Below are 22865 nucleotides of genomic sequence, written 5' to 3' on the forward strand. Positions count from 1 at the left end.
TTCACTCTTCAGGGAAAACTGGCGAGCAGCTTAAGAAGCCGTGACTGACGTATTATCAAAACCCAGACAACTAATCGATGAAATCAGACAAAGCATGGCTTGGCTCGATGCCCGCGCACGATTCGACCCCGACAGCTACCCGGCACCCGTCATCGGTATCGCCGCGACCCTTGGCGATCACGATTCGGGCGTGCATCAGCATCAACGCGGCCAGCTGTTATTCACCCGAAAAGGCTGCACGCGAATTACGCTTGCGCAGCAGTTGTGCCTGTTGCCACCCTCCCGCGCCGCGTGGATTCCGTCCGGGGTTGCCCACCGCGCCGTGATGCAGCAGAGCGTCGACTACCGATCGATTTACCTGACTCCTGAGGTGTGCGTCGACCTGCCGCAACACGTCTGTGTGATTGAAGTCAGCCCGTTGCTGCGCGCGGTGCTGGAGCCGATCGCCCTCGCCGACTTCGACACCGATTGGCAGCAGGGCAAATTCGTTCATTTGCTGGGCCTGTGCCTCAGCGAAATTCGCGACGCCGCGCAACAACCAATGCTGTTGCCATTGCCTCGGGACAAACGCCTGGCGCCACTGCTCGCGACGCTCGATCAGTTGCCGCCGGAACTTCAGGCCTTGCAAGCGCGGATCGGCGCCAGCGGCCGCACCATCGGGCGAATCTTCCAGCGGGAAACCGGCATGAGCTATCAGCAATGGCGCCAGCAGTGGCGGTTGATGCGCGCAATCGAACTGCTCACGACCGGAAGAAACATCGGCTACAGCGCCTTCGAACTGGGTTTTGCCAGCGACAGTGCGTTTATCTCCTTCTTCAAGGACATGACCGGCCTCACCCCCGGCGCCTGGTTGAAATAAGCACCTGACGACCGGCAGCAAAAACCAATTGATACCAAATATTACATGCGTCATATTACGTACGTAATTAAACGCCGTTTCCCATAGGTAATTCTCCATGACCAGCATGCCCACCCTTGAACCCGACCTTGCTGTCCCGGTGAACACCCCCAAACCGCCCCTGCTCAAACGCCTGTTCCTGCTGGCCCTGGCCATTGCCGCGCTGGTGTTCATCGGTGTGTATGCCATGCATTGGTGGACCGCCGGCCGTTTCATCGAAGAAACCGACGACGCTTACATCGGCGGCGACGTGACGGTCATCGGGCCGAAAGTCGCAGGGTACATCGAAGAAGTGCTGGTCACCGACAACCAGAAGGTCAAGGCCGGTGACGTGTTGATCCGCCTCGATTCCCGTGACTACCGCGCCAACCTGGCCAAGGCCGAAGGCGCGGTCGCCGCTGAAGAAGCCTTGCTCGCCAACCTCGACGCCACCGAACAACTGCAACACGCAGTGATCGGTCAGGCCCGCGCCGGCATCGATGCCACCGGCGCCGAAACCGCCCGCTCACGGGACGACAATGCGCGCTACAAACGCCTGGTCGGCAGCAATGCCGTCTCGGTGGAAAGTGCCCAACGGGCCGACGCCACCTTCAAGACGGCACAAGCCCTGAGCGCCCGGGCCCAGGCTGAATTGCTGGCGGCGCAACGTCAGCTGAACGTGATCGAAACCCAGAAACAGCAAGCCCGCGCCGCGCTGATGCAGGCCCGGGCCGAGCGTGATCTGGCGCAATTGAACGTGGGTTACACCGAGCTGCGGGCGCCGATGGATGGCGTGATCGGCAATCGCCGGGCGCGGGTCGGCGCATATGCTCAGGCCGGTTCCCAGCAGCTGTCGGTCGTGCCGGCCAGCGGGCTGTGGGTGGACGCCAACTTCAAGGAAGATCAACTGGCACGGATGACGCCGGGGCAGCGGGTGATCATTCATGCCGATGTGCTCTCGGGGCAGGAATTCCACGGCCATCTGGACAGCCTCGCACCGGCCAGCGGTTCGCAGTTCAGCGTCCTGCCACCGGAAAACGCCACCGGTAACTTCACCAAAATCGTTCAGCGTGTGCCGGTGCGGATTCTGCTTGATCCGGCCGATGGCGTGCTCGGGCATCTGCGTCCGGGGCTGTCGGTGACTGCTGAAGTGGATACGCGCAAGGAGCCTGAAACCCCAGCCGTGGCCAGCGCGCCATGAGCCGCACCCTCGCCGCCCCCGCGCAACCGTTCAATGTTGCCAGCATGGCGACGGCGACCAAGGTCTTCGCCTTCGCCAGCATGTGCATCGGCATGTTCATTGCCCTGCTGGATATCCAGATCGTCTCCGCCTCGTTGCGCGACATCGGCGGCGGGCTCTCGGCGGGCACGGACGAAACGGCCTGGGTGCAAACCAGTTACCTGATCGCCGAAATCATTGTAATTCCGCTGTCCGGCTGGCTCTCCCGAGTGTTTTCGACACGCTGGCTGTTCTGCGCGTCGGCGGTGGGTTTCACCCTGGCGAGCCTGCTGTGCGGCGCGGCCTGGAACATCCAGAGCATGATCGCCTTCCGTGCCCTGCAAGGGTTTCTCGGCGGTTCGATGATCCCGCTGGTGTTCACCACGGCGTTCGTTTTCTTCACCGGCAAACAACGTGTGATTGCAGCCTCGACCATCGGTGCGGTGGCTTCATTGGCGCCAACCCTGGGGCCGGTGATTGGCGGCTGGATCACCGATGTGTCGTCCTGGCACTGGCTGTTCTACATCAACCTGGTGCCGGGTATCTTCGTCGCCGTGGCGGTGCCGATGCTGGTGAAAATCGACCAGCCGGAACTCTCGCTGCTCAAGGGCGCCGATTACCTGAGCATGGTGTTCATGGCGCTGTTTCTCGGCTGCCTGGAATACACCCTGGAAGAAGGCCCACGCTTCAACTGGTTCAGCGACAGCACGATTCTGACCACCGCGTGGATCAGCGGCCTGGCCGGTCTGGCCTTCATCGGGCGAACCCTGCACGTGGCCAACCCCATTGTCGATCTGCGCGCCTTGAAGGACCGCAACTTCGCCCTCGGCTGCTTCTTTTCGTTCGTCACCGGGATCGGCCTGTTCGCCACCATTTACCTGACGCCGCTGTTTCTTGGCCGGGTGCGTGGCTACGGTGCGCTGGACATTGGTCTGGCGGTTTTTTCCACCGGCGTGTTCCAGATCATGGCGATTCCGCTGTACGCCTTTCTGGCCAACCGCATGGACCTGCGCTGGATCATGATGACCGGCCTTGGGCTGTTCGCGTTGTCGATGTGGGATTTCAGCCCGATCACCCATGACTGGGGGGGCAAAGAACTGATGCTGCCGCAAGCACTGCGCGGGATTGCCCAGCAACTGGCGGTGCCGCCGGCGGTGACCCTGACCCTCGGCGGGCTGGCGCCAGCGCGGCTCAAGCATGCGTCGGGATTGTTCAACTTGATGCGAAACCTGGGGGGTGCCATCGGCATCGCCGCGTGCGCGACCATCCTCAACGACCGGACCAACCTGCACTTCACCCGGTTGGCGGAAAACCTCAACAGCACCAACGAAGCACTGAATCAGTGGCTGGCCCAGGTCGGCACCAACTTCGCCGCTCTGGGCCGGAGCGGTGACGAGGGCGTCACCGCCAGCCTGCATCAACTATGGCTGCTGACCTACCGCGAAGCCCAGACGCAAACCTACGGCGACGCGTTTCTGATGATCGGGGTCTGCTTCGTCATCGCTACGGCGATGGTGCCCTTGATGCGTAAGGTACAACCACCGGCCGCGCCGAGTGCGGAGGGTCATTGAGCCTCGGCACCACGCCTGAACAATCAGGCCTGAGGCATTTTGCGGAAACCCACGGCCAGGCGATTCCAGCTGTTAATGGTGGAGATCGCCACGGTCAGGTCGACCAGTTCTTTGGGGGTGAACTGGGCGGCGGCCAGTTCGTAGTCTTCGTCCGGGGCGTGGGTCAGGCTGAGTTGGGTCAGGGATTCGGTCCAGGCCAGAGCGGCACGCTCGCGGTCGGTGAAGAACGGCGCCTCGCGCCAGGCCGTCACGGCGAACAGGCGACGCGAGGTTTCACCCCCCTTGATGGCATCGGCGGTGTGCATGTCGATGCAGAAAGCGCAGCCGTTGATCTGCGACGCGCGCAGCTTGACCAGTTCGATCAGGTTTTTTTCCAGTGGCAGCTTCGAAACAGCGGTTTCCAGGGCGATCATGGCTTTGAGGGCGTCTGGGGACGCCGTGTAGAAATCGATACGAGGTTGCATGGTGAGCTCCAGTTACCAGTGGGGTTGGAACTACGTTAATCCCCCATGCCCCTCCCACAAATAGCCAATATTTCATAAGTCGAGGAGGCCATTGGGGGGCCGCAAAAAATAAAGTGCGTTTTGAGAATTGCCAGCACTCGGTCTGCGCCACTAGAATGCGATCAATTCTTAATTGCAATCAGGCCAGGACGCCCGAAACGAGTATCTGTCCCCCATGTCGTCAGCCGACCAGCCTTCGAACCAGCAAGTCCAGAACCTCTATAGCGAACACCACGGTTGGCTTCAGGGGTGGCTGCATCGAAAACTCGGTAACCGCTGCGACGCGGCTGATCTGGCCCACGATACGTTCCTGCGTCTGTTGACCCGACAATTTGTCAAACCCTTGGGCAGCGAACCCCGGGCACTGCTGACCCACATCGCCAAGGGCCTGGTGATTGACCGCTGGCGTCGGCAGGACATCGAGCGAGCTTATCTGGAGACCATTGCTCACATGCCGGTCGCCGAAGTGCCGTCACCGGAAACCCGCCTGCTGATTCTCGAGACTCTGATGCGCATCGAGGCATTGCTGCGCGAATTGCCGGCCGCCACCCGTGACACCTTTGTGCTGTCACAGATCGAGGGGTTGACCTACAGCCAGATCGCCGCGCGCCTGGGGGTGTCGCTGATTACCGTCAAACGGCACATGCGCGCCGCGTTCATTGCCTGCCTGAGTGTCGCCTGATGAGTTCGTCGATGATCAACCCGCAGATTCTCGGCGAGGCCGCCGACTGGCTGGTGCAGCTGCATTCAGGTACGGCGACGCCTCACGACCACCAGGCCATTGCCCAATGGCGCAATCGCAGTGCCGAACATGCCCAGGCCTGGCAACGGGCCGAAGCGCTGCTTGGCGAGTTTCAGAGCGTGCCGGCCAACCTGGCCATCCAGACCTTGCAGCGGGCCGCGCGCAAGGATGGCCTCAGTCGCCGCCAGACCCTCACCCGCCTGGGCTTGCTCCTGATGGCGGGTCCCTTGGGCATCGCCTCGCAACATGTGCCTTGGCAGCAATGGACCGCCGATCAACGCACGGCGGTGGGAGAACAGAAAAACCTGCAACTGCCCGACGGCAGTCAGGTGCTGCTCAACACTGAAAGTGCGGTGAACATTGCTTTCAACCTGCGAGAGCGCCGAGTCGTGTTGCTGGATGGCGAAATATTGATCAGTACCGCCAAGGACCCTCGCGCCCGGCCGTTCATCGTCGAGACCCCGCAAGGGATCGCACGTGCGCTGGGCACCCGGTTTTGTGTGCGGATCAATGGCTCGCGAAGCCAGGTGTCGGTGCTCGAAGGACGGGTGGAGGTCACGCCGGAGTTACTTCACCAAAGCATCACCCTCAAGGCCGGTGAACGTCAGAGCTTCAAGCTCAATCGGTTTGAGCCACTGGAAAGCTTCGACACCAGCGCCCTGGCCTGGGACAAAGGCATGCTGCTGGCCAACAATATGCGTCTGGATGAACTGCTCGGCGAATTGGGCCGCTACCGCCCCGGCGTGTTGCGCTGTCACGCCGATGTCGCAGGGCTGCGGGTGTCGGGGGCGTTTTCCCTGCGCGACACCGACGCCAGCCTGCGCCTGCTCAGCGATACGCTGCCGCTGAAAATCAGCAGCCTGACCCGGTATTGGTTGTCGGTCGAACCGCGGGTCTGACGGCGCTGCGGTTTTTTTTCACTCTCCCCTGATACCTTTCTGCGCTTCGTTCGGTGTGTGGATATACCTCTTCAATTCCACGCGCTCGACAGGAACGCCGAATGACTTCAACGCCACTGCACCGCCCCGCCGATTTCCCGCTCAAGGCCTTGAGCCTGAGTGTTGCCATGGCCTTTATCGCGTTGCTGCCACTCAACAGCCAAGCGGCGGATACCGTCAACGAAAGTACCCGCCGTAACGTCAACATCGGCCCCGGTTTGCTCAGCCATACCCTGGCGCAATTTGCCGTGAGCGTCGGGGTGCCGCTGTCGTTCGACCCGGCACAACTGGGCAATCGCCAGAGTCCGGGATTGCAAGGCAGCTACAGCGTGCAATCGGGCTTCGCACAGCTGCTGGAAGGCAGTGGATTTGAGCTGATCAGCACGGGCGGCAACGGTTACACAGTGGCGCCGCGATTAGCGGCCGACGGTGCGCTGGAACTGGGCGCCACCAACGTCAGCGCCGTGCGCGATGACAACGCCGACACCTACGCTGGCGGTCAGGTCGCCAAGGTTGCGCAGGTCGGCATGCTCGGCAATCAGGCGTTGAAAGACCTGCCCTTCAGTGTCACCAGCTATACCGCCAAGACCATCGCCGACCAGCAAGCCCAGACCGTTGGCGATGTGCTACTCAACGATGCCTCGGTGCGCCAGTCCGCCGGGTTCGGCAATTTCTCCCAGGTGTTCATGATCCGCGGTTTGCCGCTGGCGTCCGATGACATTTCCTATAACGGTCTGTACGGCATCCTGCCCCGACAGATCATTGCTACCGAAGCGCTGGAACGGGTGGAATTGTTCAAGGGGCCGAACGCCTTCGTCAACGGCGTCACCCCCAGTGGCAGCGGCATTGGCGGCGGCGTCAACCTGCAACCCAAGCGCGCCAGCGATGTGCCGACCCGCAGCGTCACCCTGGATTACAGCGCCGATGGGCGCGTGGGTGGGCATCTGGATCTGGGCCAGCGCTTCGGCGAAGACAACCGCTTCGGTGCACGGCTCAACCTGATGCAACGCGAAGGCGATACCGCCGTCGACGATGAAGACCAGCGCTCGTCGCTGATCAGCCTGGGCCTGGACTATCGCGGCGATCGCCTGCGGGTGTCGACTGACCTTGGCTACCAGAAGCAGGTGATCAACCAGGGCCGCGCGGTGGTCTACGTCGATTCCGCCCTGAAGAAAGTGCCCAAGGTTCCGGACGCCAACGCCGGCTATGCGCAGAGCTGGAGCTATTCACAGCTGGAAGACACCTTCGGCATGGCCCGCGCCGAGTATGACCTCAGCGACAGCTGGACCGCCTACGTCTCAGGTGGTGCCAAACATACCCGGGAAAACGGCGTTTACTCGTCCCTGACCCTCACCGATCTCAATGGCAATGCCCGTGGCGGCATGCTCTACCCGCCCCACGACGAGGACAATCAAAGCCTGATGGCCGGCCTCAATGGCCACCTGAATACCGGCCCGGTCAGCCATCAACTGAACCTCGGCCTGGCCGGCATCTGGGGCCAGCAGCGCTCGGCTTTCGAAACGATTGCCACCGCCGGGCGCTACAGCACCAACATCTATGACGTCACCGATAAACCGCGGCCACGAGCCACTTCGTTCGGCAGCGACATCCATGATCCGCGCATCGTCGGCAAAAACACCCTGCGCAGCGCGGCGGTTTCCGACACCCTGGGCTTTATCGACGATCGCGTGCTGCTGACCCTTGGCGTGCGGGGCCAGACCCTGAACGTCGACGGCTGGAACACCACCACCGGCGCTCGCACGTCCAGCTATGAAGAGTCGATCACCACCCCGGTCTACGGTCTGGTGATCAAGCCGTGGGAACACGTTTCGTTTTACGCCAACCGCATCGAAGGCCTGGCCAAGGGGCCGACACCGCCGACCAGTGCGATCAACCGCGACGAAACCTTCGCCCCGGTGCGCAGCAAGCAAATCGAAGCCGGCGTGCGCCTGGACATGGACAGCTACGGCGCGAACCTGGGCGTGTACCGTATCGAACAGCCGTCGAGCTATACGCAGAACGGGATTTTCCGGGTCGACGGCCAACAGCAAAACAAAGGCCTGGAGCTTAACGTCTACGGCGAACCGCTCGATGGCCTGCGCCTGCTGAGCGGCGCGACGCTGATGAAGACCGAGATCGAAGGCAGCACCAATGGTGTCAACGACGGCAACCGCGCGGTCGGCGTGCCACGCTTTCAGCTCAACGTGGGCGCCGACTGGGACGTGCCGGGGATCGAAGGCGCGGCGCTCAGCGCACGGATGTTGCGCACCGGCGGGCAATATTTGAATGCCGCCAACACCCAAAGCATCCCGGCGTGGAATCGCTTTGATGTGGGTTCGCGGTATGCGTTCAAGGTCGATGAAAAGGAAATTACGCTGCGCGCCAATCTGGAGAACGTTGCGAACAAGGCGTATTGGGCTTCGGCGAATGGGGGGTATCTGACCCAGGGTACGCCGCGTACTTTGAAAGTGTCGGCGACTGTGGATTTCTGATCTGAATTCTGCGGTGGGCCTGCTGCCGCCATCGCGAGCAGGCTCGCTCCCACAGGGATCTGTTGTGAACTCGAATCCTGAGTAACCCACAATCATTGTGGGAGCGAGCCTGCTCGCGATCCGCGCAGCGGCCATTCACCGAAAATCTCTATGCCCTATTACGCAACCACTGCAAAAACCCCTTCTTCTCCACAACCTTCGGCTCTTCCTGAGTCAATGTCCGCGCCTTGTTCAAGCGGAAATCCAGCACCGCTTTCATCGCTTCGCTGATGTCATGCCGCGCATCCAGGCATGGTTTGAGGTATTCCTTCTCGATCCGGTACAAACTACAGAACGTCTTGGCGCTGAAGTCCGCCGGTAGCGCCGTATCCGACAAAATCCCGCCCTCGCCAATCACCTCACCCGGCCCCATGCGCCCGGACTCGAACTTGACTCCGCCCCGGGTCAGTTCCACCGAGACCACGCCCGACTCGATGATGAACAAGTGATCGCTGACCTCCCCCGCCGGCAGGATCATTTCCCCGGTGCGGAAGGTTTGCAGCGTCATGTTCTGGCTGAAGGTTTCTTTCTCTTCCTGACGTAACGTCGAGAAAATGCTCGAGGCGTCCAGCAGTGCCCGTGGCCGTGACAGGTTGGCCGGTGCATTCGGCTCGACGCTCGACAACAGGCTGACACCCGACGCCTGCAAGTGCCGGTACGCCAGGTCGAACAGCAGATTTCGGACCATGCGTTTCTGATCCATGGAGACCACGAAACCACTGATTTCGTATTCCACGCCGGTGGCGCTGGAGCCTTTGAGCGCTACGCATGCCGCCGGTTTGTTCAACAGATAGCGACACCCCTGCATCGCCCGTTCCAGTGCGTCGATCACGGTTTGCGGACGCGCGTGCGGGCTCAGTTGCAGGCTGATCGAGACGCCAAAAATATCACTGGGCCGGCTGAAGTTGATGATCTTGGCCTTGGCTGCCAGCGAGTTGGGAATCACCGCCATGCTGCCCTGGGCGGTTTGCAGGCGTGTGGCGCGCCAGTCGATGTCGGTGACCCGGCCTTCGGTGCCGTCGATAGAGATCCAGTCATCCAGTTGATAGGGTTTAGTGGTGTTCAGGACGATCCCCGAGAACACATCGCTGAGGGTGCTCTGCAAGGCCAGGCCGACGATGATCGCCAATGCGCCAGACGTGGCCAGCACGCCTTTGACCGGCAGTTCGAGCACATAGGCCAGGGCGGCGATGACCGCGATCAAGAAGATCACCGCACCGAGCAAATCTTGCAGTAACCGTCCGGTGTGCCCGACCCGTTGCATCATGACTGCGCCGATCAGCACCGTCAGGGTGCGCGCGCCGAACAGCCACCAGCCGATCTGCAAACCGATCGCGGCCAGGTGCAGCGGGATGTTGTCAGCCCAGGGCGCCGGCTCCAGCGGGTTCAGGCCTTCGTTGAACAGCACGACGCTGAACAACGAGAAAATCACCAGCCGCACAACCAGTTTCCAGTTGCTGCCGTTGGCACTGATCAGCCGCCACAGGCCGAGATCGATCAGGATCAGGACCAGCGCGCAGAGCAGTGGATGATCGGTGAGCAGTGACAGCATCGAGCAACTCCAGCAAGTACGGATGGGCACAGTGTAGGAGCAATTGATGCCTTCAGAACAACACAAAACACGGTGGGAGCGAGCCTGCTCGCGATGGCGGTTGAACAGACACATTTGCAGTGACTGATCGACCGCCATCGCGAGCAGGCTCGCTCCCACAGGTAATGTGTGTTGTTGCCGGGTTTATTTGCTATTGGTCAGGGTGTTGTAGCTGGTCATCAGGTTGCGGTAGTCCGGGATGTGGTTGGAGAACAAGGTCGCCAGCCCTTCCACGTCGTTGCGCCAGTCGCGATGCAGCTCACAGGCCAGGCCGAACCAGGTCATCAACTGCGCGCCGGAAGACGACATGCGGTCCCAGGCCGATTGACGGGTCAGTTCGTTGAAGGTGCCGGAAGCGTCAGTCACCACGAACACCTCAAAACCTTCAGCCAGGGCCGAGAGGGCCGGGAACGCCACGCAAACTTCCGTCACCACGCCAGCGATGATCAGTTGTTTTTTGCCGGTAGCCTTGATCGCCTTGACGAAGTCTTCGTTGTCCCAGGCGTTGATCTGGCCAGGACGGGCGATGTACGGCGCATCCGGGAACAGCGCTTTGAGCTCAGGCACCAGTGGGCCGTTGGGGCCGGTTTCGAAACTGGTGGTGAGGATGGTCGGCAACTTGAAGTACTTGGCCAGGTCGGCCAGGGCCAGCACGTTGTTCTTGAAACGGTCCGGATCGATGTCGCGCACCAGAGAAAGCAGACCCGCCTGGTGATCGACCAACAGAACGGCGGCGTTATCCTTGTCGAGACGTTTGTAAGAAGTAGTCATGGGGTGATCCTCGCTTTTTATCGATGCCGAACAGGCCGGCGTAAGTGTTTTTCGTTAAAACGCGGCCAGGCAAGCGTAATCATCCAAGCCCGGCACGCCACAGCGTTACAGCCATCAATTCAACCACTTATCCGACCGAACCGGCCCGACTGGAAGTCGGCAAAGGCCTGGTGGATTTCCTGCTCGCTGTTCATCACGAACGGGCCGTGACCGACGATGGGTTCGTCGATCGGCTCGCCGCTGAGCAGCAACACAACAGCGTCGTTATTGGCTTCCAGACTGATCTGGTTGCCGTTGCGTTCGAACAACGCCAATTGCCCTTCGCGCACCAGTTCCAGGCCATTGACCTGAACCGTGCCCCGCAGCACCACCAACGCCGTGTTGCGACCCTCATGCAGATCGAGGGTCAGCAACTTGCCGCCGTTGAGGCGCAGATCCCAGACGTCAATCGGCGTGAAGGTCCGGGCCGGGCCGGTGTGGCCGTCGAACTCACCGGCGATCAGGCGCAGGCTGCCGGCGTTGTCCTTGAGCGGGATGCTCGGGATGTCGCCATCGAGAATCGTCTGGTAACCGGCGTCGGCCATCTTGTCCCTGGCCGGCAGGTTGACCCACAGCTGAACCATTTCCAGGGTGCCGCCGGTCTTGGCGAAACCTTCGGAGTGGAACTCTTCGTGGAGGATCCCCGACGCTGCGGTCATCCATTGCACGTCGCCGGGGCCGATCTTGCCGCCGCTGCCGGTGGAGTCGCGGTGTTCCAGTTCGCCCTTGTAGACGATGGTCACCGTTTCGAAACCGCGGTGCGGGTGCTGGCCGACGCCACGACGCTCGGTAGTCGGGGTGAACTCAGCGGGACCGGCGTGATCCAGCAGCAAAAACGGGCTGATGTGTTTGCCCAGGTTGTCGTAGGAAAACAGCGTACGAACCGGAAAACCGTCGCCGACCCAATGGGTCCGTGGGCTGGTGTAGATACCGATGATGTTTTTCATCCTGCCTCCAATTCTGTGGTGTGACGCGATGGATAAAGCTTAAAACCGAAGCCTTTGATGCACTAGACTGCAAAAATCGGCTTTAGCGTTCTATTTGGAGAACGATGGTGGAAGACCTCAACACGCTGTACTACTTCACCCAAGTGGTGGAGCACCACGGCTTCGCCCCGGCCGGGCGGGCGCTGGACATGCCCAAGTCCAAGCTCAGCCGACGCATCGCCGAACTCGAAGAGCGCCTCGGCGTACGCCTGCTACATCGCACCAGCCGGCATTGTTCGCTGACGGAAATCGGCCAGGCTTACTACCAGCGTTGCCTGGCCATGCGCGTGGAAGCGGAAAGCGCCGCCGAACTGATCGAACGCAACCGCTCCGAGCCTCAGGGTCTGGTGCGCATCAGTTGCCCGACCGCGCTGCTCAACTCCTGGGTCGGGCCAATGCTGACCCGCTACATGCTCAAGTACCCGTTGGTGGAGTTGTTCATCGAGAGCACCAACCGCCGGGTCGACCTGATCCACGAAGGTTTCGACATCGCCCTGCGCGTGCGCTTTCCGCCGCTGGAAAACACCGACATGGTGATGAAGGTGCTGGGCAACAGCACTCAATGCCTGGTGGGCAGCCCGTCGTTTGCCGAACGGCTGTCGTCGCCCGCCTCCCCGGCCGACCTCAGCGGTTTGCCGAGCGTGCACTGGGGCGCGGCGCAGCGTGAATATCAGTGGGAATTGTTCGGCGCGGACGGCGCCAGCGCGCTGATTCGGCATGCGCCGCGCATGGTCACCGATGACCTGCTGGCGTTGCGTCACGCGGTGCTCGCGGGGATTGGCGTCGCGCACCTGCCCAGCGTGGTGGTGCGCGACGACATCGCTGCCGGGCGCCTGGTGGAACTGGTGCCGGGCTGGGCGCCCAAGTGCGGGATCGTCCATGCGATTTTCCCGTCGCGCCGTGGGTTGCTGCCGTCGGTGCGGGCGTTGATCGACTTCTTAGGGGAGGAATTCAGCCACAGCGATATTGCATGAGGGACTCGACACACGGGGCTGGCGGAGTTTTTATTTCGGGCATAATATTAGCGAAGATTACAACCATAATATCCGCCCCTGTTCGAGGACATGATCATGCAAAGCCCCACCCGCGACGCCACGCTCGCCCAATGGATCGCTCAAGAACAGGCCATGCGCACGCGTCTTGCCGGGCCTGGCAGTTTGTCGATGGCCGAGGTCAGCGCGCTGTCTCCCGCCGAGTTTTTCGAAGGCATCGGCAACGGTGAACTGCCCTCGCCGCCCATCGGCACACTGATGGACTTCATTCCCATCGAATGGTCTGCCGGGTTGTTCATCTTTCAGGGCACACCGGACTCGCGGCATTACAACCCGCTGGGCAGTGTGCATGGCGGCTATGCCGCGACCTTGCTGGATTCGTGCATGGGGTGTGCGATTCATACCCAGCTGAAAAAGGGCCAGGGTTATACGACGCTGGATTTGCGCATCAGCTATGTGCGTGCGCTGACCGGGGCCAGCGGACCGGTGCGGGCCGAGGGCAAGATTGTGCATCTGGGGCGCTCGACGGCGCTGGCCGAGGGGCGGATTTACGATGTGGATGGGCGGTTGTATGCGACGGGCTCTACCACTTGCATGATTCTTGAGGCTCGGGGGTAGAGCTTAAGATCGAAAGATCGCAGCCTCGTTTCACTCGACAGCTCCTACAGAGTTCGCAATCCCTTGTAGGAGCTGTCGAGTGAAACGAGGCTGCGATCTTTCGATTCATGACTTGCGGTAACCATTGCTTTGCCCCACCAGCGGTTTTTCTCACGGATGCAGGCGCGGATACTCGTGCCCATTCCCACTGCAACCCTGGAGTCATTGATGTCTATTCCTGCATTCGGTCTTGGTACGTTTCGCTTGCAAGGCCAGGTGGTCATCGATTCGGTGAGCACCGGCCTGGAGCTGGGCTACCGGGCCATCGATACCGCGCAAATCTACGAAAACGAAGCCGAAGTCGGCGAAGCCATCGCCGCCAGCGGCATTGCCCGTGAAGAGCTGTTCATCACCAGCAAGATCTGGGTCGCCAACTTCGCCAAAGATCGCCTGATCGACAGCCTCAAGGAAAGCCTGCAAAAACTGCAAACCGACTACCTGGACCTGACCCTGATCCACTGGCCATCGCCGGAAGACCAGGTGCCGGTGGAAGAATTCATGGGCGCCCTGCTCGAAGCCAAAAAACTGGGTTTGACCCGACAGATCGGTGTGTCCAACTTCACCGTCGACCTGATGAAACAGGCCATCGCCGCGGTCGGTGCCGAGAACATCGCCACCAACCAGATCGAACTGCACCCGTACCTGCAAAACCGCAAGGTCGTTGAATTCGCGCAAAGCCAGGGCATCCAGATCACCTCATACATGACCCTGGCGTACGGCGAAGTGCTGAAAGACCCGGTCATCCAGCAAATCGCCGATCGCCTTCAGGCAACACCGGCACACGTCACCCTCGCCTGGGCCATGCAACTGGGTTACGCGGTCATTCCTTCGTCGACCAAACGCGCCAACCTTGCCAGCAACCTGAAGGCTTGCGCCATGACGTTGAGCGACGCCAACATGGCCTTGATCGCCGGCCTGGATCGCGGCCATCGGTTGACCAGCCCCAAAGGCATCGCCCCGCACTGGGACTAAGCTTCAGCCCTGCGCGAGGCTTTGGTCCAGGCGTGTCATGGCCTGTTGCAACTGATCGACGGCGTCGTCGATCAGTGCCGCGCGGCCCTCGCCGCAGGCACGCTCCAGTTGCTCGCAACACTCGATCAGACTGACCGCCCGGACCATCAACGCCCCGCCCTTGATGCGATGCGCCAGCGTCTGAAGCACATGCTGATCGCCACTGGCATGCGCCTTGAGCAGATCATCCCGGTCACTGCGATTGGTCATGGCCAAGTCGCGCAACAATTGATTGATCAGCTCATGGTCCGCGCCGACGTATCGCTCCAGACTGCTCAAGTCGATCTCGCGGGCTAAAGGTGCTTCGACCACCGGCACCGATCCACCCGCAAACCTCGACGCCAACCAGACGCTCAAATCCGCCAGCCGGATCGGTTTGAACAGACAGTCGTCCATGCCCGCCTCCAGGCAACGGGTCTTCTCCTCGGGCTGCGCATTGGCGGTAAACCCCAGAATCAGCGTCGGTTCCAATCCCTGGCTGCGCTCTGCATCGCGTATTGCACCCGCCAGTTCATAACCACTGAGCACCGGCATGTTGCAGTCGGTAATGAGCACATCGAAGTCATACTCGCGCCATCGCTCAAAACCTTGCTGACCGTCCTCTGCGTCCATGACGCGGTGCCCCAGATAGCTCAGCTGCCGCGAGAGCAACAATCGATTGGCCGGGTAATCGTCAACCACCAGAATCGTCAGCGGCCGGGTCGGCACTTGCCCTTCGCTATCCGCTGATTCGCTGGCGGGCAACGCTTGCAATGCGAGCAAATCAAGGCTGACGTCGATCCGCGTACCCCGGCCAAGGACGCTGTCGAGCTGCAATCGACCGCCCATCATTTCGCACAGGGTGCGGCTGATCACCAGTCCCAGTCCGGAACCCTGTCGACCTGACTGCTGGTTGTTATCGGCCTGCACGAACGGGCTGAACAGCCGTTGCTGGTCGATCGTGCTGATTCCGATGCCGGTGTCTTCAATGCGAACGCTGAGCGCCAGATGCCCCGACACCCCTGGCTCAACCTGCAGCGTCAGGCTCACTTCGCCTTCACGGGTGAACTTGATCGCGTTGCTCAACAGATTGGACAAAACCTGTTTGAAGCGCGTGGGGTCAATCAACACATCGCGGTCGCTGTGCTCGTCCAGTTCGACGCGCCACTCCAGGTTCTTCTGCCGGGCCAGGCCTTCGAAAACCCGGCACACCGACTCGACCAGCGTGCGCAGATTGGCCCGTTCCGGTGTCAGTGACAAATGCCCGGACTCGATGCGGGCGATGTCCAGAATGTCGCCGATCAGCGCCAGCAATTGTTGCGCGGCCGTGGACGCCACCTCGATGGCGGAACGGTCAGTGACACCCTCGTCCGCACGTTTGAGCGCCAGTTCCAGCATGCCGATCATGGCATTCATCGGCGTGCGGATCTCATGGCTCATGGTCGCCAGAAACGTGGTTTTGGCACGGTTGGCATCGTCGGCCGCGTCCTTGGCGTCCTGCAATTGCCTGAGCCACTGCTGACGCTGGCGGATCTGCCGACGCTGCCACGCGATCCAGGCCAATGCCAGTAACAGCAAGGCCCCGGCAGCGGCGAATGCCTGGAAAATGTTCTGACGATGACGCAGCCAAAAGCTTTGATCCACCATCAGATCATTGCGCCAATAGAGGGTCAGCTCATCGATTTCTTCGGGAGCGATACTGAGCAGCGCCTTGTCCAGAATCGAATGCAGCTCAACGGCATCCCGACTGGTCGCCAGGGTGCTACGGGCCGGATCGGTGCCGACGGTACTGGTCACTTGCAGCCGATCCCGGTATTGCCGGGAAATCATGATCCGGGCACCGATCAATGAGTTGATGCCGCCGTCTGCCTTGCCCTGGGCGACCATTTCCATCGCATCCGCCGTCAACGGTGCATTGACCAGCCGGATCTGCGGGAAATGCTGGCGGATGAACTCACCGGCACTGTTGCCCTGGGTCACGGCCAGCGTTTTGCCGGCCATCTCATCCAGGGTCCTGGGGCTGTCCGGCGCGATGCGAGTCACCAGCACATTCGGGCTGGTCAGGAACGGTCGAGTGAAGCGCAACCCGGTTTCACGCTCGATGCTGGGGCTGATGCCCGCCACCAGGTCGACCTGTCCGGTCTTGATCCACTCGAACATCTCGGCCACCGATCGGGTAGGCCGTATGTCGAATTTCAGTCCGGTGCGCAGGCTGATCTTCGCCAATACATCTGCGCCAATACCACGAAACCGCCCTTCGCTGTCAAAGAAGGAAATCGGCATGAGGTTGGGGTTGATCGCCACGCGTAAACGCGGATGCTGATCGAGCCAGTGTTGCTCCGCCACGCTGAAATGCAGCGCCCGGGTTGCCGCGATGGACGTCCCGCTCGCCCCCCATCGACGCAAGATGTTCAGTCGCTCATTGGTCGTGACAGCCGCCAGCGCCCGGTTGACGATGCGTTGCAACGGTTGGTTATCGCGGGTCATCGCAAACGCGAAACGACCGGACTCCATGCGCGAGAAATCGGCCAGTTGAACATTGTTGAGGTAGTTTTTCCTGATCAGGTAATGAGCGCTGATGGCGTCGCCAAGATAGACGTCCGACTGACGAAACGCGACGGCCCCCACCGCCCCCAGCATCGAGGAGAACAGCTGAACATCAGCCTTGGGGTAGAACACCCGCACTTTCTGCTCGGGCAAATAGTGGTACAGCACCGCCAGGCGTTTTCCGGCCAGTTCCGGGTCCAGCGGTTGGGACGAATCGGTGCGTGTCACCAGCACCGGTTGATCGACCGCGTAGGCACTGGACATCCATAACTGCGGATCTTCGGCCTCATAACGATTGGCCGTTCCCAGCAGATCAGCCGTCCCTTGCTTGATCGCGCGCACCGCCTCTTCTCGCGATGTATAGCGCTGAACGTCTATGTCCACGTGCAACAGCTGCTGGAGCAGACCGGCGTAGTCAGCCGTCAATCCTTCGTAGTCCGTGCCCGTGGTGGTGATGTCGAAGGGCGGGTAATCCGGCGCCGAGACGGCGAGCACCAAACGACCCTTTTGCCGCAGCCAGCGCGAGTCGGTTTCCGACAGTCCGGCGTTGTAACCGTCGACGCTCGAGCGCCCCAGCAACGTCAGTGTTTGCGGCTGCGCGCAGGCGCCAGACATCCATAGACAAAGAGCCAGTAACGTCTTGGCCAGGCAACGCAATCGTCGGAAGGCGTTCATTCAGATCAGATGATTACGCTTGGCGAAATCCCTCAAATGCACCGAGGACTCCACGTTGAGCTTTTCTATCAGACGGGTCTTGTAGGTGCTGACGGTCTTGTGGCTCAGGTGCATGACCTCGGCGATCGCCTTATTTCCGGCACCCCGGGCCAAGTGTTGAAAGATCGTCAGTTCCCGGTCGGACAGCCTGTCGATCATTTCCTTTTCGCTGCGTTGCAACGTATTCAATGAAACCGAGCTGGAGGACAGTTTGACGAAATAGGTATAACCGGCCATGACCGCGTGCACGGCTTTGTGCAAATGCTGCAAATCGTTGGTCTTGGAAACATACGCCGCAGCGCCGGCACGCATGCAACGGTCCTGATAAAACATGGGCTCCTGCGATGTGAACACCAACACCCGGCACCGCACCTCACTGGCCTGGATCCGGGCCAGTACATCCAGCCCGTCGAGACTGGGCATGACCAGATCCAGCACCACCAGATCAGGCTTGTGTTCGCGGATCATCGGCAACACTTCGTTGCCGCTGGATACCTGATAAATCAGTTTAAAACCTTCCTGTTTAAGCACGATTGCGACTGCAGCGCGAACCACTGGATGATCGTCCGCTATCAGCGCTGACTTCATGGCTACTCCCTGTGCGAAGGCACGACGATTGGGCAATGACCCCATGGGCCAGGCCCGGTTGATACGCAGCGGCTGCGCAAAGACTTTTGCACGGAAATCCGCGCAAAACTACCTGACAGAAATGACAGTGCCGACGAACGGTAGTGCAGGATCAATGATCGCCATCAGCCGCTGAACGGACGCCAGATCAGGCAGTGCCGCGTGGCTCACCTGAACCTTCTGCTGCACGCAGGCAGGGATTGGCGGTAACTGCGCCCGCTGGCCGTCGTAGATCAAGGTGTGATGAACCTGAGGGTTATCGAGGAAGAAATCGAGCAAGTCCAACGACCCGCTCGCCAACGAGGCATTGATGACCACCAGATCGAAAGGCACGCCACCGTACTCGACCAGGGTCAGCAGCTCCGCAAGGCTTTGTACCGGTGCCACCCGGTAGTAATCGAGCCGATTGAACAGGCGCTCGATTCTCATCCGCTGAAAATGCTGCTCGTCCGCGATCAGGATACGTAAGGCTTTGTTCGACACATGGGCCCCCAGCAGGGTGTCAGATTCGTAGGAACGCAAGGCTACGGAAGACCCATCGAGCTTTCTGTAGGACTATTCCTAAAAACCAGGGCGCCACATCCGGTGGAGGGGGGAAAATAAACTCAAAAGATCGCAGCCTGCGGCAACTCCTACAGAAGTACACCGCATTCCTGTAGGAGCTGCCGCAGGCTGCGGTCTTTTACCGTCAACACCTATTATTCTGTCGTACTCGGACTCCAGAACGCCTGCACCACCAGCGCCGAGGTCGAGATCCGTGCCACCAGTGCATCCAGCTCGTCCCCATCTACCGACGTCGTCGCGAGCGTCGCCTCCACTTCGATTTCATCGGCACCGAACGCATGCACGTCCACATCGCTCGCCGGGTAATTGCTGTGCTCAAGTTCCGCTTCGAGCAGCGCCAGCACCGCTTTCTGTTGCGAGCGTCGGGCAATCACATAAACGATGTTGGTGACTTCAGCCGAAATCACATCCAGCGGCTGACGGTTGATATTGTTGACGATCGGCCGCAGCAAGGTATTGGCCGCCAGGACGAACAGCGTGCCCAGCAAGGCTTCCAGGACCAGATCGGCACCGGCGCAGGCACCGACCGCCGCCGAGGCCCAAAGCGTTGCGGCGGTGTTGAGGCCCCGGACGTTGCCCTCCTCGCGCATGATCACCCCGGCACCCAGAAAGCCGATGCCGGAGACCACGTAAGCGACCACCCGCACCGCGCCTTCGGCACCGCCGAGGCGGTTGGCCATATCGACGAAGATCGCCGCCCCCACCGCCACCAGCACGTTGGTACGCAGGCCGGCGGTGCGCTGGCGGTATTGGCGTTCGAAGCCGATCAGACCGCCGAGAATGAAGGCCGCACTGAGGCTGACCAGTGTGTCGACCAGAGAGGTCAGGTTGATGTTGTTGAGTGCTTGCATGAGTAGATTTCCTGGATCTTCAGCCTTAATACGATCCCCTGTAGGAGCTGCCGAGTGAAACGAGGCTGCGATCTTTTGATCCTGCCTTTGAAAAGCAAAATCAAAAGATCGCAGCCTCGTTTCACTCGACAGCTCCTACATTTGGCAGCATTACTGCCAGCCAAACCGGCGGATGTAGAAGCCCTTCACCGCCTGGGTCAGCGCCATGTACGCCAGCAGAATCACCGGCAGGAACACGAAGTACAGCGATGGCAGCGCCTGCAATTTGAAGTAGTGCGCCAATGGCCCCATCGGCAGGAAAATCCCCACGGCCATGATGATGGCGGTCATCACCAGCAACGGCATGGCGGCGCGGCTTTGCAGGAACGGGATCTTCGGCGTGCGGATCATGTGCACGATCAGCGTCTGGGTCAGCAGCCCGACCACGAACCAGCCGGACTGGAACAGGGTCTGGTGGTCCGGGGTGTTGGCGTCGAACACGTACCACATCAGGGCAAACGTGGTGATGTCGAAGATCGAGCTGATCGGGCCGAAGAACAGCATGAAGCGCCCGACATCCGCCGGTTGCCAGCGCTGCGGTTTACTGAGCATTTCTTCATCGACGTTATCGAACGGAATGGCGATCTGCGAGATGTCGTAGAGCAGGTTTTGCACCAGCAAGTGCATCGGCAGCATTGGCAGGAACGGGATGAACGCACTGGCCACCAGCACCGAGAACACGTTGCCGAAGTTCGAGCTGGCGGTCATCTTGATGTACTTGAGCATGTTGGCGAAGGTCCGGCGGCCTTCCAGCACGCCCTCCTCCAGCACCATCAGGCTCTTTTCCAGGAGGATGATGTCCGCCGCTTCCTTGGCGATGTCCACGGCGCTGTCCACCGAAATACCGATGTCAGCGGTGCGCAAGGCCGGCGCATCGTTGATGCCGTCGCCCATGAAACCGACCACATGGCCGTTGCCCTTGAGCAAACGGACGATGCGTTCCTTGTGCGACGGGGTGAGTTTGGCGAAGACGTTGGTGGTCTCCACCGCCACTGCCAGTTCAGCGTCCGACATGCGCTCGATGTCGTTGCCCATCAACAGGCCTTGCTGCTCCAGGCCGACTTCGCGGCAGATCTTCGCCGTCACCAGTTCGTTGTCGCCGGTCAGGACTTTCACGGCCACGCCGTGAGCGGCCAGCGCCTTCAGGGCCGGCGCGGTGCTTTCCTTCGGTGGGTCGAGAAACGCCACGTAACCGATCAATGTCAGTTCCTGCTCATCGGCCAGGCTATAGGTGTCGCGCCCCTCAATCATTGGCCGTGCGGCGACCGCCACCACTCGCAAACCTTCGGCATTGAAGGTGGCGGTGACCTGACGAATCCGCGCCAGCAGTTCATCGCTCAGCGCTTCATCGACCACGCCGTGACGCACCCGCGTGCACACCGCCAACACTTCTTCCACCGCGCCCTTGCAGATCAGCAGGTGCGAGTGATCCCGCTCGGCCACCACCACCGACATGCGCCGACGGGTGAAGTCGAATGGAATCTCGTCAACCTTGCGAAACGCCGTGCCGACTTTCAGTTCACGGTGGATTTCGACGTGTTCGAGCACCGCCACGTCCAGCAGGTTTTTCAGGCCGGTCTGGTAGTAGCTGTTGAGGTAAGCCATTTCCAGCACGTCATCGGAGTCGTTGCCCCAGACATCGACGTTGCGTGCGAGGAAGATTTTGTCCTGGGTCAGGGTGCCGGTCTTGTCGGTGCAGAGCACGTCCATGGCGCCAAAGTTCTGGATCGCGTCGAGACGTTTGACGATGACTTTTTTACGCGACAGGAACACCGCGCCCTTGGCCAGCGTCGAGGTGACGATCATCGGCAGCATTTCCGGGGTCAGGCCCACGGCAATCGACAGCGCGAACAGCAGCGCTTCGGTCCAGTCGCCCTTGGTGAAACCGTTGATGAACAACACCAGCGGCGCCATGACGAACATGAAGCGGATCAACAGCCAGCTGACGTTGTTGACCCCGGTCTGGAACGACGTCGGTGCACGATCGGTGGCGCCAACCCGCTGGGCCAGCGCGCCGAAATAGGTGCTGTTGCCCGTGGTCAGAATCACCGCCAGCGCCGTACCGGACACCACGTTGGTGCCCATGAACAGGATGTTGTCCAGGTCCAGCGGATTGCTGGTGTCGCCGTCCTGCTGCCGGGAAAATTTTTCCACCGGCATCGATTCGCCGGTCATGGCCGCCTGACTGACGAACAGGTCCTTGGCGTTGAGTACCCGGCAATCGGCGGGGATCATGTCCCCGGCCGAGAGCACGATCAGATCGCCCGGCACCAGTTGCTTGATTGGCAGTTCGGTGCGCGGTGCGCCCCGACGCATCACCGTGGCCGTGTTGCTGACCATCGCCTTGAGGGCGTCGGCGGCCTGGTTGGATTTGGTTTCCTGCCAGAAGCGCAGCAAGGTCGAGAGCACCACCATGGAGAAAATCACGGTGGCGGCTTTCATGTCCTCGGTCAGCCAGGAGATGATCGCGAGCAATGTCAGCAGCAGGTTGAACGGATTTTTGTAGCAGTGCCACAGGTGGGTCCACCACGGCAGCGGCTGCTCGTGCTCGACTTCGTTGAGGCCCAATTGCACGCGCAGCGCATCGGCTTCGAGTTCGCTCAGGCCGTCGGTGTGGCTGCCGAGAGTGTCCAGCAGCTGCCCGGTGTCGCTGTTGGCGGCGCTCACCAGGGTTTGCGCCAGCGTCGGCGGCACCTCACGGCTGACCGTGGTGTCGGTGAAGTTTTCCAGCAGCGCCAGTCGACGGAAGTGTCGAGCGATGTGGCGGGTGCGCAGGAATCCGGCGAAGAATTCCTTGAGCAGGGTCAGGTTCATGGCGTTGCCCCCCAGGGTCAGCCGGGAAACCGTCGAGCAGGCGTGTCGATACGCCGCGATGACGACAAAAAAGTCGAACATCACGCACGGTTCAGCGTCGATGAGAGGACGTCGGGACACGGACCAGGACTGGCCGCGATCGGGATGCCGCTGCTCGCTTTTCGGCGAGACAACGGCACAAAAATTTGCGCGTTATCTTGCCGAGGATGTGCCGGTTATCGAAACCGGCCGACGACTGTCACTCGAACAAGTACCCACTGTGGATCTCCGCTATTGATGAAAACGCGCGAAGCATACGCCGC

18 protein-coding genes are annotated in these 22865 nt (G+C 60.8%); 9 read left to right on the forward strand and 9 right to left on the reverse strand.

The window, feature by feature from the left end:
* The first annotated feature begins 94 nt into the window (after nucleotides 1–94).
* The 3 genes from ACYZUD_RS13675 (at nucleotide 95) to ACYZUD_RS13685 (ending at nucleotide 3667) form a co-directional block, all read left to right on the forward strand.
* Nucleotides 95–859 carry an AraC family transcriptional regulator gene (locus ACYZUD_RS13675; protein WP_462024473.1) on the forward strand — a complete coding sequence of 255 codons (765 nt, stop codon included), beginning with the start codon at nucleotides 95–97 and terminating at the stop codon, nucleotides 857–859.
* A 97-nt stretch (nucleotides 860–956) separates the two neighbouring features.
* Nucleotides 957–2078, forward strand: coding sequence for an HlyD family secretion protein (locus tag ACYZUD_RS13680; protein WP_462024474.1), 1122 nt, complete (start codon nucleotides 957–959; stop codon nucleotides 2076–2078).
* Nucleotides 2075–3667, forward strand: coding sequence for a DHA2 family efflux MFS transporter permease subunit (locus tag ACYZUD_RS13685; RefSeq protein ID WP_462024475.1), 1593 nt, complete (start codon nucleotides 2075–2077; stop codon nucleotides 3665–3667). Before ACYZUD_RS13680 ends, ACYZUD_RS13685 begins: the two co-directional genes overlap by 4 nt.
* Nucleotides 3668–3690: 23 nt before the next feature.
* On the opposite strand, the gene ACYZUD_RS13690 is transcribed toward ACYZUD_RS13685, so the two are convergent.
* Nucleotides 3691–4131: a carboxymuconolactone decarboxylase family protein gene (locus ACYZUD_RS13690; RefSeq protein ID WP_462024476.1), complete on the reverse strand. Its 441-nt coding sequence runs from the start codon at nucleotides 4129–4131 to the stop codon at nucleotides 3691–3693.
* Nucleotides 4132–4345: 214 nt separating this feature from the next.
* On the opposite strand from ACYZUD_RS13690, the gene ACYZUD_RS13695 reads away from it, so the two are divergent.
* The 3 genes from ACYZUD_RS13695 to ACYZUD_RS13705 all read left to right on the forward strand — a co-directional run bounded on the left by ACYZUD_RS13695 (nucleotide 4346) and on the right by ACYZUD_RS13705 (nucleotide 8342).
* The gene (locus tag ACYZUD_RS13695; RefSeq protein ID WP_462024477.1) at nucleotides 4346–4852 is read left to right on the forward strand and encodes a sigma-70 family RNA polymerase sigma factor; all 507 of its coding nucleotides are present in this window, start codon (nucleotides 4346–4348) and stop codon (nucleotides 4850–4852) included.
* Nucleotides 4852–5811 (forward strand): FecR domain-containing protein, encoded by a 960-nt coding sequence (locus ACYZUD_RS13700; RefSeq protein WP_462024478.1) that lies wholly within the window; start codon nucleotides 4852–4854, stop codon nucleotides 5809–5811. Before ACYZUD_RS13695 ends, ACYZUD_RS13700 begins: the two co-directional genes overlap by 1 nt.
* Before the next feature lie 101 nt (nucleotides 5812–5912).
* Nucleotides 5913–8342, forward strand: coding sequence for a TonB-dependent siderophore receptor (locus tag ACYZUD_RS13705; protein WP_462024479.1), 2430 nt, complete (start codon nucleotides 5913–5915; stop codon nucleotides 8340–8342).
* Nucleotides 8343–8490: 148 nt separating this feature from the next.
* Here the strand turns inward: ACYZUD_RS13705 and ACYZUD_RS13710 are convergent, their stop codons facing one another.
* The 3 genes from ACYZUD_RS13710 to ACYZUD_RS13720 all read right to left on the reverse strand — a co-directional run bounded on the left by ACYZUD_RS13710 (nucleotide 8491) and on the right by ACYZUD_RS13720 (nucleotide 11729).
* On the reverse strand, nucleotides 8491–9933 hold the full coding sequence (locus ACYZUD_RS13710; RefSeq protein ID WP_462024480.1) for a mechanosensitive ion channel domain-containing protein: 1443 nt from the start codon (nucleotides 9931–9933) through the stop codon (nucleotides 8491–8493).
* Nucleotides 9934–10116: 183 nt separating this feature from the next.
* Complete coding sequence (gene ycaC, locus ACYZUD_RS13715; protein WP_008011497.1) at nucleotides 10117–10743, reverse strand: isochorismate family cysteine hydrolase YcaC; 627 nt, start codon at nucleotides 10741–10743, stop codon at nucleotides 10117–10119.
* A 119-nt stretch (nucleotides 10744–10862) separates the two neighbouring features.
* Nucleotides 10863–11729 (reverse strand): pirin family protein, encoded by an 867-nt coding sequence (locus tag ACYZUD_RS13720; protein WP_462024481.1) that lies wholly within the window; start codon nucleotides 11727–11729, stop codon nucleotides 10863–10865.
* A gap of 104 nt (nucleotides 11730–11833) precedes the next feature.
* Here ACYZUD_RS13720 and ACYZUD_RS13725 point away from each other — a divergent pair, with 104 nt between their 5' ends.
* The 3 genes from ACYZUD_RS13725 to dkgB all read left to right on the forward strand — a co-directional run bounded on the left by ACYZUD_RS13725 (nucleotide 11834) and on the right by dkgB (nucleotide 14389).
* Nucleotides 11834–12742 (forward strand): LysR substrate-binding domain-containing protein, encoded by a 909-nt coding sequence (locus tag ACYZUD_RS13725; protein ID WP_462024482.1) that lies wholly within the window; start codon nucleotides 11834–11836, stop codon nucleotides 12740–12742.
* Between the two features lie 96 nt (nucleotides 12743–12838).
* Nucleotides 12839–13378, forward strand: coding sequence for a PaaI family thioesterase (locus ACYZUD_RS13730; RefSeq protein ID WP_462024483.1), 540 nt, complete (start codon nucleotides 12839–12841; stop codon nucleotides 13376–13378).
* Nucleotides 13379–13585: 207 nt separating this feature from the next.
* On the forward strand, nucleotides 13586–14389 hold the full coding sequence (gene dkgB / locus ACYZUD_RS13735; protein ID WP_462024484.1) for a 2,5-didehydrogluconate reductase DkgB: 804 nt from the start codon (nucleotides 13586–13588) through the stop codon (nucleotides 14387–14389).
* Between the two features lie 3 nt (nucleotides 14390–14392).
* On the opposite strand, the gene ACYZUD_RS13740 is transcribed toward dkgB, so the two are convergent.
* The 5 genes from ACYZUD_RS13740 to mgtA form a co-directional block, all read right to left on the reverse strand.
* Nucleotides 14393–17629, reverse strand: coding sequence for a transporter substrate-binding domain-containing protein (locus ACYZUD_RS13740; protein ID WP_462024485.1), 3237 nt, complete (start codon nucleotides 17627–17629; stop codon nucleotides 14393–14395).
* On the reverse strand, nucleotides 17630–18256 hold the full coding sequence (locus ACYZUD_RS13745) for a response regulator (RefSeq protein ID WP_462024486.1): 627 nt from the start codon (nucleotides 18254–18256) through the stop codon (nucleotides 17630–17632).
* 108 nt (nucleotides 18257–18364) lie between these two features.
* On the reverse strand, nucleotides 18365–18778 hold the full coding sequence (locus ACYZUD_RS13750; protein WP_462024487.1) for a response regulator: 414 nt from the start codon (nucleotides 18776–18778) through the stop codon (nucleotides 18365–18367).
* A 215-nt stretch (nucleotides 18779–18993) separates the two neighbouring features.
* Nucleotides 18994–19710 carry an MgtC/SapB family protein gene (locus tag ACYZUD_RS13755; RefSeq protein ID WP_462024488.1) on the reverse strand — a complete coding sequence of 239 codons (717 nt, stop codon included), beginning with the start codon at nucleotides 19708–19710 and terminating at the stop codon, nucleotides 18994–18996.
* A gap of 150 nt (nucleotides 19711–19860) precedes the next feature.
* Nucleotides 19861–22563, reverse strand: coding sequence for a magnesium-translocating P-type ATPase (gene mgtA / locus ACYZUD_RS13760; RefSeq protein ID WP_462025039.1), 2703 nt, complete (start codon nucleotides 22561–22563; stop codon nucleotides 19861–19863).
* Between the last annotated feature and the right edge of the window lie 302 nt (nucleotides 22564–22865).

The organism is Pseudomonas sp. XS1P51, from assembly GCF_054897845.1.

Coding starts and splice junctions, on each gene's coding strand:
- ACYZUD_RS13675 (WP_462024473.1), top strand. CDS start 95: ATGGCTTGGCTCGATGCCCGCGCACGATTCGACCCCGACAGCTACCCG.
- ACYZUD_RS13680 (WP_462024474.1), top strand. CDS start 957: ATGACCAGCATGCCCACCCTTGAACCCGACCTTGCTGTCCCGGTGAAC.
- ACYZUD_RS13685 (WP_462024475.1), top strand. CDS start 2,075: ATGAGCCGCACCCTCGCCGCCCCCGCGCAACCGTTCAATGTTGCCAGC.
- ACYZUD_RS13690 (WP_462024476.1), bottom strand. CDS start 4,131: ATGCAACCTCGTATCGATTTCTACACGGCGTCCCCAGACGCCCTCAAA.
- ACYZUD_RS13695 (WP_462024477.1), top strand. CDS start 4,346: ATGTCGTCAGCCGACCAGCCTTCGAACCAGCAAGTCCAGAACCTCTAT.
- ACYZUD_RS13700 (WP_462024478.1), top strand. CDS start 4,852: ATGAGTTCGTCGATGATCAACCCGCAGATTCTCGGCGAGGCCGCCGAC.
- ACYZUD_RS13705 (WP_462024479.1), top strand. CDS start 5,913: ATGACTTCAACGCCACTGCACCGCCCCGCCGATTTCCCGCTCAAGGCC.
- ACYZUD_RS13710 (WP_462024480.1), bottom strand. CDS start 9,933: ATGCTGTCACTGCTCACCGATCATCCACTGCTCTGCGCGCTGGTCCTG.
- ycaC (WP_008011497.1), bottom strand. CDS start 10,743: ATGACTACTTCTTACAAACGTCTCGACAAGGATAACGCCGCCGTTCTG.
- ACYZUD_RS13720 (WP_462024481.1), bottom strand. CDS start 11,729: ATGAAAAACATCATCGGTATCTACACCAGCCCACGGACCCATTGGGTC.
- ACYZUD_RS13725 (WP_462024482.1), top strand. CDS start 11,834: ATGGTGGAAGACCTCAACACGCTGTACTACTTCACCCAAGTGGTGGAG.
- ACYZUD_RS13730 (WP_462024483.1), top strand. CDS start 12,839: ATGCAAAGCCCCACCCGCGACGCCACGCTCGCCCAATGGATCGCTCAA.
- dkgB (WP_462024484.1), top strand. CDS start 13,586: ATGTCTATTCCTGCATTCGGTCTTGGTACGTTTCGCTTGCAAGGCCAG.
- ACYZUD_RS13740 (WP_462024485.1), bottom strand. CDS start 17,629: ATGAACGCCTTCCGACGATTGCGTTGCCTGGCCAAGACGTTACTGGCT.
- ACYZUD_RS13745 (WP_462024486.1), bottom strand. CDS start 18,256: ATGAAGTCAGCGCTGATAGCGGACGATCATCCAGTGGTTCGCGCTGCA.
- ACYZUD_RS13755 (WP_462024488.1), bottom strand. CDS start 19,710: ATGCAAGCACTCAACAACATCAACCTGACCTCTCTGGTCGACACACTG.
- mgtA (WP_462025039.1), bottom strand. CDS start 22,563: ATGAACCTGACCCTGCTCAAGGAATTCTTCGCCGGATTCCTGCGCACC.